This window comes from Mycobacterium asiaticum, assembly GCF_001668675.1.
GTDB lineage: Bacteria > Actinomycetota > Actinomycetes > Mycobacteriales > Mycobacteriaceae > Mycobacterium > Mycobacterium asiaticum_D.
The window spans coordinates 1-11,186 of sequence record NZ_LZKQ01000007.1 but is presented as its reverse complement, the minus strand read 5'-3'; the positions used below and the strand labels follow the sequence as shown (position 1 = coordinate 11,186).

10 protein-coding genes and 1 pseudogene are annotated in these 11,186 nt (G+C 69.4%); 5 read left to right on the top strand and 6 right to left on the bottom strand.

The window, feature by feature from the left end; all coding sequences use genetic code 11:
- The 4 genes from A9X01_RS32130 to A9X01_RS00210 form a co-directional block, all read right to left on the bottom strand.
- A partial coding sequence (locus A9X01_RS32130) for a glycosyltransferase (protein WP_436405215.1) occupies positions 1-602 on the bottom strand: 602 nt, incomplete at its 3' end.
- 106 nt (positions 603-708) lie between these two features.
- Entirely contained in the window at positions 709-1,467 is a 759-nt protein-coding gene (locus A9X01_RS00220) for a hypothetical protein (RefSeq protein WP_253848845.1), read from the bottom strand.
- 85 nt (positions 1,468-1,552) lie between these two features.
- Positions 1,553-2,707 (bottom strand): peptidoglycan hydrolase RipC, encoded by a 1,155-nt coding sequence (gene ripC / locus A9X01_RS00215; RefSeq protein WP_065118749.1) that lies wholly within the window; start codon positions 2,705-2,707, stop codon positions 1,553-1,555.
- Between the two features lie 172 nt (positions 2,708-2,879).
- The gene (locus A9X01_RS00210) at positions 2,880-3,125 is read right to left on the bottom strand and encodes a hypothetical protein (protein WP_065118748.1); all 246 of its coding nucleotides are present in this window, start codon (positions 3,123-3,125) and stop codon (positions 2,880-2,882) included.
- Between the two features lie 110 nt (positions 3,126-3,235).
- Here A9X01_RS00210 and A9X01_RS00205 point away from each other — a divergent pair.
- Positions 3,236-5,098 (top strand): annotated as a pseudogene (locus tag A9X01_RS00205) (DEDD exonuclease domain-containing protein); the annotation flags it as partial.
- Here the strand turns inward: A9X01_RS00205 and trpD are convergent.
- The gene (trpD, locus tag A9X01_RS28635; protein ID WP_436405214.1) at positions 5,036-6,103 is read right to left on the bottom strand and encodes an anthranilate phosphoribosyltransferase; all 1,068 of its coding nucleotides are present in this window, start codon (positions 6,101-6,103) and stop codon (positions 5,036-5,038) included. The pseudogene A9X01_RS00205 and the gene trpD overlap by 63 nt on opposite strands.
- Positions 6,104-6,228: 125 nt before the next feature.
- Between trpD and ctaE the strand changes: the two genes are divergently transcribed.
- From ctaE to qcrB, 4 genes are read left to right on the top strand one after another with little or no spacing between them, the layout of a single operon-like run.
- Positions 6,229-6,840, top strand: a complete 612-nt coding sequence (gene ctaE, locus A9X01_RS00190; protein WP_065118744.1) for an aa3-type cytochrome oxidase subunit III — start codon at positions 6,229-6,231, stop codon at positions 6,838-6,840.
- A gap of 40 nt (positions 6,841-6,880) precedes the next feature.
- The gene (qcrC, locus tag A9X01_RS00185; RefSeq protein WP_155771839.1) at positions 6,881-7,723 is read left to right on the top strand and encodes a cytochrome bc1 complex diheme cytochrome c subunit; all 843 of its coding nucleotides are present in this window, start codon (positions 6,881-6,883) and stop codon (positions 7,721-7,723) included.
- The gene (gene qcrA / locus A9X01_RS00180; RefSeq protein WP_065118750.1) at positions 7,720-8,952 is read left to right on the top strand and encodes a cytochrome bc1 complex Rieske iron-sulfur subunit; all 1,233 of its coding nucleotides are present in this window, start codon (positions 7,720-7,722) and stop codon (positions 8,950-8,952) included. The genes qcrC and qcrA overlap by 4 nt, the downstream gene beginning before the upstream one ends.
- Positions 8,949-10,670, top strand: a complete 1,722-nt coding sequence (gene qcrB, locus A9X01_RS00175; RefSeq protein ID WP_081282126.1) for a cytochrome bc1 complex cytochrome b subunit — start codon at positions 8,949-8,951, stop codon at positions 10,668-10,670. Before qcrA ends, qcrB begins: the two co-directional genes overlap by 4 nt.
- Before the next feature lie 115 nt (positions 10,671-10,785).
- Here qcrB and A9X01_RS00170 read toward each other — a convergent pair.
- Positions 10,786-11,186: DUF2561 family protein (locus A9X01_RS00170; RefSeq protein WP_155771838.1), on the bottom strand; the 401-nt coding region annotated here is incomplete at its 5' end.

Sequence of the window (11,186 nt, the reverse complement as noted above, 5' to 3'; positions counted from 1 at the left end):
CCCCCCCCCGCCCGCGCGGCGCCCGCGGCCGCTTCGTCAAACCCCCCCCCGCCCGGCCGGCGGGGGCGCGCCGGGGGCGGCCCCCCACCCACGGCCACGAGGTGGGCTGGTCGATGCTTCCGGTGGCGCGTTCGGTGTTGCGGCGCATCGGTGACGACACCGACGTCGTGACCTTCGTCAGCCGCTACACCCGATCGCGCTTCGCACCGGCGTTCGGGCCGGCTGCCGCCATGGAGTACCTGCCGCCGGGGGTGGACAGCGACCGGTTCCGCCCCGGCCTGCCGGGCCCGCGTCGCCAGCAGGGCCAGCGGTGCCGCCGCGCCGAACCACACCGTGTCGATGTCGTGGTCGGCGATCAACCGGCGCATCCGGCTGTCCACGGCCGGGACGGGCAACATCAGCGTGGTGGGATGGCGCACCACCCGGAAACCCGTGTCGGCGGCCGCTTCGTCAAAAGCCTCCGCGCCCTTCCATTTCGGCGCGTACACCGTCACGGTGTGCTTGCCCGCCTTGACCAGTCGGCCGACGAATTCGCCGAGGTACGACTGGATGCCGCCGCGCCGCGGCGGAAAGTCGTTGGTTACCAGCAGGACCCGGCTCACGACGACACGTTAGCGTGGGCAACGTCGACGAGCGTGCCCGGAATGCCGGCCGGCGCGGCGTGTCGCTGAACCTGAGCGCACGTTCGCGGGCGCATCGGCATCAGCATCAGCCCGACCAGGTGACCCACTCCTGCCAGCGCGCCAGCAGGGCGGTGGCATCGACCCCCAGTACCCGCTCGGCGGCGGTGGGTACATCGGCATGCCCCGGCCCGCACGCTGCCAGATAGAGTTCGCGCAGCTTGGCCGGTCCGTAGCTGTCGGCGACGAAGCGGGTGAACCACCAGGCCCGGTCATAGGCGCGGGTGCGTGACGGCCCCGGAGTGTCCAACTCCTGGTCCGACGGCAGCGACGCCGCCGCGGGCGCCGCGTCGGCGGGCAGCGGCGCGGGCGGGCGTGCCACGTAGTCGGCCACGCCCTCGGTCAGCCACCGCGGCGCATCCAGCGCGGTGTCCGCGCGGGCCGCGTAGTGAAAAAGCTCGTGCGTCAACACGATTCGCAGCGCACCCGCACTCATGCCGGCCGCGCCGGGTGCGAATACGATGCGTTGCCCGGTCACCGACCTGCTGGCCGGGTCGACGTGCTCGGCCACCGTCACCGCGGCGATGTCGGCCCATTGCGCCGCGGGCCCGCCGCCGGCGGCGACCCGGAACTGCTCGTCCGTACCGGTGGCCAACACCGAGATTTCGCGTGGCCAGTCCCGGCCCCAGAACCCCACGACCGCTTCCACGGCGCCGCCCATTCCGGAAGCAACCCGCGCCAGCAGCTGCTCGGAGCCGCCGGCGCTGGTCAGCCGGACGGCGCGATCACCGACCGGTGTCAGCGTCTCGACGCTGGTGGCAGGAGCGGGCGCGGGGTGAGCCGGCAGGACGGCCGCGGTCACCAGCTCGATCAGGAACACACAGGCCAGCAGCAGCGTCAGCCGACGGCGCGGTGGCACCGCGCCGGGGCCGTCAGTAGCGGCGGGCGTCGTAGATCGGACCGGACGACTCCATCGGCACCACCCGAACCGGCTGCCCGTAGGTGGACGAGTGGACCATCATGCCGTCACCCACATAGATGCCGGTGTGCGAAGCGTCGGAGTAGAACGTCAGCACGTCACCGGGCTGCAGGTCCGACAGGGCCACCGGCTGGCCGCCGTGTGCCAGCGCCTGGCTGGAGTGCGGCAGCGAGATGCCTGCCTGCTGGAACGCCCACATCACCAGACCCGAGCAGTCGAAGCCGCCGGGTGCGGCGCCGCCCCACACATACGGCGAGCCGATCTGGGTGAGCGCGGCCTGCACGACTACGGCGCGGTCGCCGGTCGCCCCTTCACCGGGGCCGGTGTAGGGAACCGACACTCCGCCGGGTGCGGGCGCCTGACCGGGAGCCGGCGCACCGTCCGGGCCGGGCGGCAGGGCCTCGGGCGCCGGCGCTCCCGGAGCTCCGTCCGGAATGCGCTCCGGAACCGGACCGGGGTTGGCCATGGCGGTGCGCTGTTCGGGGGTCAAAGCCATGTACTGCGACTTGACCACGGCGATCTGCACCTGCAGTTGGCTCTGCTTGTGCTGCAGGTTGGCCCGCACGGCGGCAGCCTGCTCGGCGGCCGACTTGGCCTCGGCGGCCGACCGGGCGGATGCCTGCTCAGCCTTGACGGCCTCCTCGCCGGCGGCCTTGAAACTGGCCATCTGAGAAGACATTTGACGCGCCATCACGCGCTGCACGGCGAGCCCGTCGATCAGCAGCTGCGGCGACTCGGCGGTCAGGATCGCGTCCAGACCGTCGGTGCGCCCGCCCATGTACGTGGCGGCGGCGACCTTGTTCACCGCAGTCTGGAACGTGGCGAGGCGCTCTTTGGCGGTGGCCAGGGCGGCCTGGGCGTCGGCGAGTTTGCGCTCGGCGGCCTGTTGCGCGGCCAGTTTGTCGTTCAAGTCCAGCTGCGCGCTGTGCATCGCCTCGGTGGTCTGCTCGGCCTGCCGAGACAGTTCGTTGAGTTTGGCCAGCGCGTCCTCGGCAGGATCGGCCAGCACAGTGGCGGCCGAAACCCCCGCGAGAACAACGAAGCTGGCTAACGAACCGATGGCGGACCGCTTGACTACACGCGCGATCGAATGCCTATCGAGCCTCAAGATTTGCTTCCTTAAACTGCCATCGACGTAAATCCGTCGAGCTGGTTTAGGTCTCAAACAGGTTACGAAACGATATCGACGTTTGTCCAAAGGGGGGAGTTAAGAAATTGGGAAGATTTATGTCATTTCTATGTGAAAGGTCTGCAGCGCCGTCGACGACCCTACACGACTTCTAGGCCACGCCCGACGCACGACCGCGCCGCACCGGAACCAATCGCAATCGCGGCGCCATTCCCACCTCGGCCAACGCCTCCAGCGCGACTTGCTCGTCGTACGAAAGGGTTTCGGGCACGCCGAGTAACACACTGACCACACAGTCCTGGCAACCCGGCCCGCGCACCGCACAATCGTCGCAGTCGATCACCACCGGCTCCCCCGCTGCCTGGCCCGCTCTTTCGGCCCCGCTGCTGTGCCCCATTGCATCGGTCCTTCCCTTAATCATCAGCTCCCGAGTTCGTACTCATTCGCACGGTAACGGTGGGCACCGACAACCACGCCCGGCGTGGGAACAGATCGCTGTCAGTACCAATGCTTAACGTCACCGCCATGGGCGCGGCGGGTGGGACTCAACTCAGTTTCGCCGACGTCGCCGACATCGCCGGATCCCCCGGCTGGCAGGCGCCCAACGAGCTGTCGTTGCGGGAGACCACCTTCGTGGTCGTCGACTTGGAGACCACCGGCGGACGCGCCCGGGGCACCGAGGTGGCCACCCCGGACGCGATCACCGAGATCGGCGCCGTCAAGGTGTGCGGCGGCGCGGTGCTGGGCGAATTCGCCACCCTGGTCGACCCGCAGCGCAGCATCCCGCCGCAAATCGTTCAGCTGACCGGGATCACGACGGCAATGGTCCGCGACGCCCCGACCATCGACGCCGTGCTGCCGATGTTCCTGGAATTCGCCGGTGACGCCGTGCTGGTCGCGCACAATGCCGGCTTCGACATCGGCTTTTTGCGCGCCGCCGCCGAGCGGTGCCAGATCGCCTGGCCACGACCCAGGGTGCTGTGCACGGTCCGATTGGCGCGGCGGATCCTGAGCCGGGAGGAAGCCCCCAGCGTGCGGCTGGCCGAGTTGGCGCGGCTGTTCGCCGTGGCGACCCGACCCACCCACCGCGCCCTGGACGACGCGCGCGCCACGGTCGAGGTGCTGCACGCGCTGATCGAGCGGGTCGGCAACCAGGGCATCCACACCTATGCGGACCTGCGGTCCTATCTGCCCAACGTGACTCCGGCCCAGCGCCGCAAGCGGGTGCTGGCCGAGGGCCTGCCACACCGCCCCGGGGTCTATCTGTTCCGCGGCCCGTCGGGCGAGGTGCTCTACGTCGGCACCGCGGTTGACCTGCGGCGCCGGGTGAGTCAGTACTTCAACGGCACCGACCCGCGCACCCGGATGAAAGAGATGGTCGTGCTCGCCGAGACGGTCGATCATGTCGAATGCGCGCACGCGCTGGAAGCCGGGGTGCGCGAGCTGCGGTTGCTGGCCGGGCACGCCCCGCCCTACAACCGCCGGTCGAAATTTCCACACCGCTGGTGGTGGGTGGTGCTCACCGACGAGGCGTTTCCGCGGTTCTCGGTGGTCCGCAATCCGCGGCACGACCGGACGGTCGGCCCCTTCCGGTCCCGCGCCGACGCCGCCGATACCGCCGCACTGCTCGCCCGGTTCACCGGGGTGCGCACCTGCACCAAGCGGCTGGCACGATCGGCGCGGCACGGTCCGGCCTGCCCGGAGCTCGAGGTATCACCGTGCCCCGGCGCCCGCGACGCGACGGCACAGCAGTATGCAGCGGCGACGCGGCGGGCATTGGCGTTGATCGACGGGGTGGACAACTCGCCGCTGGCGGCGGCCGTCGAGCAGGTCGCCGCACTGGCCGAACGCCGGCATTACGAGAGCGCGGCGCGGCTGCGCGACCACATCGCCACTGCCGTCGAAGCACTCTGGCGCGGGCAGCGTCTGCGGGCACTGACGACGCTGCCCGAGCTGGTCGCGGCCGCGCCCGACGGGCGGGGCGGCTACCACCTGGCGGTCATCCGCCACGGGCAGCTCGCGGCGGCCGGCACCGCCCGGCGCGGGGTGCCGCCGATGCCGGTGATCGACGCCATCCGAGCCGGCGCGCAGGCGATCCTGCCGGCCTCGGCTCCACTCGGCGGGGCGATGGTCGAGGAGACCGCGCTGATCGCGCGCTGGCTTGCGGCGCCGGGGGTGCGCATCGTGCGGGTGACCGGGGCCTGCGACACCCAGGACCAGGGCTGGGCCAGCCCGATCGGGTCGGCCGGCGCGTGGGCGGCGTGGGCGGCCACCGCACGATCGGCACGACTGGCCGGCCGCCAGGCCTCAGACTTCGTGACTGAACCGCACCCAACGCGCGAGGAGCTGTTCGGCCGCCCCGCTGTCGATCGCGTCGCCGGCCCGGCGCAGCCCGTCCTCCCACGCCGGCAGCCATTCAGCGCGGCTGGATAACCCGGCGTGTGCCACCAGCGCGCCCGCGGCGTTGAGCACCACCGCGTCGCGCACCGGCCCCTTGGCGCCGGCCAACACGGCCCGCACCTCGGCCGCGTTGGCCTCGGCGTCGCCGCCCCGCAGTTCCTCGATCTCCGCGCGCGCGAAGCCGAATCCCGCGGGGTCGAACTTCAGCTTGTCCACGGTGCCGGCCTGCACCCGCCAGATGGTGCTGGTCGTGGTGGTGGTCAGTTCGTCCAGGCCGTCGTCACCGTGCACCACCAGCACACTGGACCGACGGGCAGCAAACACCCCGGCCATCACCTCGGCGAGCTCGGCGAACGCGCAACCGATCAGTCCGGCTCGCGGCTTGGCTGGATTGGTAAGCGGCCCAAGCAAATTGAAGACGGTAGGCACCCCGATTTGACGTCGTATCGCCGCGGCGTGCCGATACGACGGGTGGAATTGGGGCGCGAAGCAAAACCCGATGCCCAGCTCGGCGAGGCTGCGCGCGACCTGCTCGGGCCCCAGGTCGATGCGCACCCCGAGGGCCTCCAGCGTGTCGGCGCCACCGGACAACGACGACGCGGCCCGGTTGCCGTGCTTGACCACCGGCACCCCGGCCGCGGCCACCACGATCGAGGCCATGGTGGACAGGTTGACCGTATTGACCCCGTCGCCGCCGGTGCCGACCACATCCACCGCGTCCTGGTCGACGGGCACCGGGACGGCATGGTCGAGCATCACGGCGGCCAGGGCGCTCACTTCGTCGGAGGTCGGTCCCTTCATCTTCAGCGCCACGGCGAACGCGGCGATCTGGGCGGGCTCCGCGTCGCCGGTCATGATCTGGTCCATCGCCCAGGCGGCCTGAGCGCGCGTCAGGTGCTGCCGGTCGGTCAGCCGCCCGAGCACCTGCGGCCAGGACGACCCGGAAGACGACAGAGCCTCAGACGACGCAGCCACGCCGCCGATGGTCCCACGAGAGACAGCGGCTCCCAAGCGGTGTCCCAGCCCGGTCTCAGACACGCAACGAACGAATTCCTGCCCCGGGTAGAGTTCGACAACTACAAAGCGTCATACTTGCGGATGTGACGAGTGCTGTAGGGACCTCGGGTACTGCGATTACGTCGCGCGTGCATTCGCTGAATCGCCCCAACATGGTCAGTGTTGGCACCATAGTGTGGCTTTCCAGCGAACTCATGTTCTTTGCTGGCCTGTTCGCGTTCTATTTCACGGCGCGATCGCAGGCCGGCGGGAACTGGCCGCCGCCGCCGACCGAGCTGAATCTGTATCAGGCCGTGCCGGTGACGCTGGTGTTGATCGCCTCGTCGTTCACCTGCCAGATGGGCGTGTTCGCGGCCGAACGCGGCGACGTGTTCGGGCTGCGCCGCTGGTATGTGATCACGTTCCTGATGGGGCTGTTCTTCATCCTCGGGCAGGCCTATGAGTACTTCCACCTGGCCACCCACGGCACCACCATCCCCGGCAGCGCCTACGGCAGCGTGTTCTACCTGGCGACCGGTTTCCACGGGTTGCACGTCACGGGTGGTCTGATCGCATTCATCTTCCTGCTGGCCCGCACGACGATGAGCAAGTTCACCCCCGCGCAGGCCACCGCCAGCATCGTCGTCTCGTACTACTGGCACTTCGTGGACATCGTGTGGATCGCGCTCTTCACCGTGATTTATTTCATCCGATGAGCCCGCGGCTCCGAATACAGCAATGAAAAGGAGTGCTCGGTTGAAGAAAATGGGGTCCACCCGATCAGGCGCGGGCCGCGGTGCCCGGTCCCGGCGGCGCCTGCACCGCCGGTTGTCCGGCGGACTTTTGCTGCTGATCGCCCTGACCATCGCGGGCGGGTTGGCGGCCGTGCTCACGCCGACCCCGCAGGTAGCCGTCGCCGACGAGTCCGGCTCGGCGCTGCTGCGTAACGGCAAGCAGCTCTTCGACACCTCGTGCGTGTCCTGCCACGGCGCCAACCTGCAGGGTGTGCCCGACCACGGGCCCAGCCTGATCGGCGTCGGCGAGGCCGCGGTGTACTTCCAGGTCTCGACCGGCCGGATGCCGGCGATGCGCGGGGAGGCGCAGGCCCCCCGCAAGGACCCGATCTTCGACGAGGCGCAGATCGACGCGATCGGCGCGTACGTGCAGGCCAACGGCGGCGGCCCGACCGTGGTGCGCGAGCCCGACGGCAGCATCGCGACCCGCTCGCTGCGCGGCAGCGACCTGGGCCGCGGCGGCGACCTGTTCCGGCTCAACTGCGCGTCCTGCCACAACTTCACCGGTAAGGGCGGCGCGCTGTCGTCCGGCAAGTACGCCCCGGACCTCGGCCCCGCGAACGAGCAGCAGATTCTCACCGCGATGCTGACCGGTCCGCAGAACATGCCGAAGTTCTCCGACCGGCAGCTGTCGTTCGAGTCGAAGAAGGACATCATCGCCTACGTGCGGACCGTCGCTGAAGAGCGATCACCGGGCGGTTACGGGCTGGGTGGGTTTGGACCCGCGCCCGAGGGCATGGCGGCTTGGATCATCGGCATGGTTGCGGCCATCGGGCTGGCACTGTGGATTGGGGCACGGACATGAGTGGCGGATCTGACGTGACGGGCGGCGCCGGCAACCAGGGCAGCTCCGACACCGACACCAGCACCCACATGGGTGCCACGGAGCCGGACGACGCGGCGCTGTCCCGGATGTCCCGCCAGGAACTCCTGGAGCTGGGCAGCAAGATCGACGGCGTCCAGATCGCCTACAAGGAATCGCGCTGGCCCGTCGAAGGCACCAAGGCGGAGAAGCGCGCCGAGCGCTCGGTGGCGCGCTGGCTGCTGCTGGGCGGCCTGTTCGGGCTCGCACTGCTGCTGGTCTTCCTGTTCTGGCCCTGGGAGTACAAGGCCAGGGAGGCCAGCGGCAGCCTGTGGTACTCGCTGGCCACGCCGCTGTACGGCCTGACGTTCGGGGCGTCCATCCTGTGCATCGCCATCGGCGCGGTGCTGTTCCAGAAGCGCTTCATCCCCGAAGAGATCACGATCCAGGACCGCCACGACGGCGCCTCGCGGGAGATCGACCGCAAGACGGTGGTGGCCAACCTGGCCGACGCCTACGAAGGCTCGACCGTGGGCCGTCGCAAGCTGATCGGCCTGTCCTTCGGAATCGGCTTGGGCGCTTTCGGTTTGGGCACGCTGGTCGCGTTCGCCGGCGGTTTGATCAAGAACCCGTGGAAGCCCGTCGTGAACACCGCCGAGGGCAAGAAGGCGGTGCTGTGGACGTCGGGGTGGACCCCGCGGGTCAAGGGCGAGACGATCTACCTGGCGCGTGCCACCGGCGCCCACGACGGCCCGCCGTTCACCAAGATCCGGCCCGAGGACATCGACGCCGGGGGCATGGAGACGGTTTTCCCGTGGCGCGAGTCCGACGGCGACGGCACCACCATGGAGTCCCACGAACGGCTTTCGGCGATCTCGATGGGCATCCGCAACCCCGTCATGCTGATCCGCATCAAGCCCAGCGATGTGGACCGGGTCGTCAAGCGCAAGGGTCAAGAAAGCTTCAACTTCGGCGAGTTCTTCGCCTACACGAAGGTCTGCTCGCACCTGGGCTGCCCGGCCTCGCTCTATGAGCAGCAGTCCTACCGGATTCTGTGCCCGTGTCACCAGTCGCAGTTCGACGCCCTGCACTTCGCCAAGCCGATCTTCGGTCCGGCGGCGCGTGCGTTGGCGCAGCTGCCGATCACAATCGACTCCGAGGGGTATCTAGTCGCCAACGGCGACTTCATCGAGCCCGTCGGACCGGCATTCTGGGAGCGCACGACATCATGAGTCCTAAATTGAAACCCCCGAAAATCGGCGACGTCCTCGCCAGCCAGGGCGAGGCCATGGACAGCCGCTACCACCCGTCGGCAGCGGTGCGCCGCCAGCTCAACAAGGTGTTCCCCACCCACTGGTCGTTCCTGCTCGGCGAGATCGCGCTGTACAGCTTCATCGTGTTGCTGATCACCGGCGTGTATCTGACGCTGTTCTTCGACCCGTCGATGGCCGAGGTCACCTACAACGGCGTCTACCAACCGCTGCGCGGCGTGGAGATGTCCCGGGCGTACGAGTCGGCGCTGAACATCTCCTTCGAAGTCCGGGGCGGGTTGTTCGTCCGGCAGATCCACCACTGGGCCGCACTGATTTTCGCCGCGGCGATCATGGTGCACCTGGCGCGCATCTTCTTCACCGGGGCGTTCCGGCGGCCGCGTGAGGCGAACTGGGTGATCGGTTCGCTGCTGTTGATCCTGGCCATGTTCGAGGGTTACTTCGGTTACTCGCTGCCCGACGACCTGCTGTCCGGCATCGGTCTGCGCGCCGCGCTGTCCTCGATCACGTTGGGCATGCCGGTGATCGGCACCTGGCTGCACTGGGCGCTGTTCGGCGGCGACTTCCCCGGCACCATCCTGATCCCGCGGCTCTACGCGCTGCACATCCTGCTGCTGCCCGGCATCATCCTGGCGCTGATCGGTGTGCACATGGCACTGGTGTGGTTCCAGAAGCACACCCAGTTCCCCGGGCCCGGCCGCACCGAGCACAACGTGGTCGGCGTGCGAGTGATGCCGGTGTTCGCGGTCAAGTCGGGTGCCTTCTTCGCCGCCATCGTCGGCGTGCTGGGCCTGATGGGCGGTCTGCTGACGATCAACCCGATCTGGAACCTGGGGCCCTACAAGCCATCTCAGGTTTCGGCCGGTTCGCAGCCGGACTTCTACATGATGTGGACGGAGGGCCTGGCCCGTATCTGGCCGCCATGGGAGTTCTACTTCTGGCACCACACCATCCCGGCCTCGGTCTGGGTAGCGCTCATCATGGGCCTGGTCTTCGTGCTGCTGATCGTCTACCCCTTCCTGGAGAAGCGGTTCACCGGTGACTACGCGCACCACAACCTGCTGGTGCGCCCGCGGGACGCCCCGGTGCGCACCGCGGTCGGCTCGATGGCGATCGCGTTCTACATGGTGCTGACGCTGGCGGCGATGAACGACATCATCGCGCTGAAGTTCCACATCTCGCTGAACGCGACGACGTGGATCGGGCGTATCGGCATGGTGGTGCTGCCGCCGCTGGTGTACTTCATCGCCTACCGCTGGGCGGTCGGGCTGCAGCGCAGCGACCGCGGGGTGCTCGAGCACGGTGTGGAGACCGGCATCATCAAGCGGTTGCCGCACGGCGCCTACATCGAGCTGCACCAGCCGCTGGGACCGGTGGACGCCCACGGCCACCCGATCCCGCTGGAGTACCAGGGTGCGCCGCTGCCCAAGCGGATGAACAAGCTGGGCTCGGCGGGCACACCCGGTAGCGGCAGCCTCATGTTCGCCGACCCGGCCTCGGAGGACGCCGCCCTGCGGGAGGCCAGCCACCGGGCCGAGCATCGGGCGCTCACGGCCCTGCGGGAGCACCAGGAGACCATCGCGGGCTCCAACGGGCACGGCTCTAATGGGCACGGCTCCAACGGGCACGGCGCGCCGACCGGCGAGCACGACGCTCCCCCGGGCGCCAGCAAGCGGTAACCGGCACTACGAGACGGAGCGGATGGGCGGCCCAGCGGCTGCCCATCCGCTCCGTTCTTGTCTGGGCGGTCTGGGCCGGCCTTGAGGTGTGGGTGTGAGCGCGGCTAGTCGGCCGCTAGTCGCGGCGCAGCTGCCGGACGTAGAGGAACTCGATCGCGGGCAGTCCCAGTGCAATAGCCCCGGCGAAGCCGTAACTGACCCACGCCCCGCTCTCGTGGCCGGCGGCCAGCAGGTAGGTGCCGACCGCGACGGCGGTCAGCGAGGCCCCGATCGCCGTCGTCAGAGCGACCGTGCCGCGTAACCAGATTCGATCGACCGCTTCGCCGGACCACTCATTCAGTGCCCCATAGGCTTTGACCGGCTCTCGGCGCGCCGACTCGGCGAGGCCCCGCGCTCCGGCACGCGCTGCCGGTCGCGTGGGCGGCCGAACCGCGCCGCCCTGCAGCGCGCGGGAGCGCACCACCGGCTCGGACTGCGTCGCGCGACGGGCGCGCAACAGGACCGGGATGGCGCCCG

Bases quoted from the DNA above. Each gene is read 5' to 3' on its own strand.
- A9X01_RS00210 (WP_065118748.1), bottom strand. From the start codon at position 3,125: ATGGGGCACAGCAGCGGGGCCGAAAGAGCGGGCCAGGCAGCGGGGGAG.
- qcrA (WP_065118750.1), top strand. From the start codon at position 7,720: ATGAGTGGCGGATCTGACGTGACGGGCGGCGCCGGCAACCAGGGCAGC.
- qcrB (WP_081282126.1), top strand. From the start codon at position 8,949: ATGAGTCCTAAATTGAAACCCCCGAAAATCGGCGACGTCCTCGCCAGC.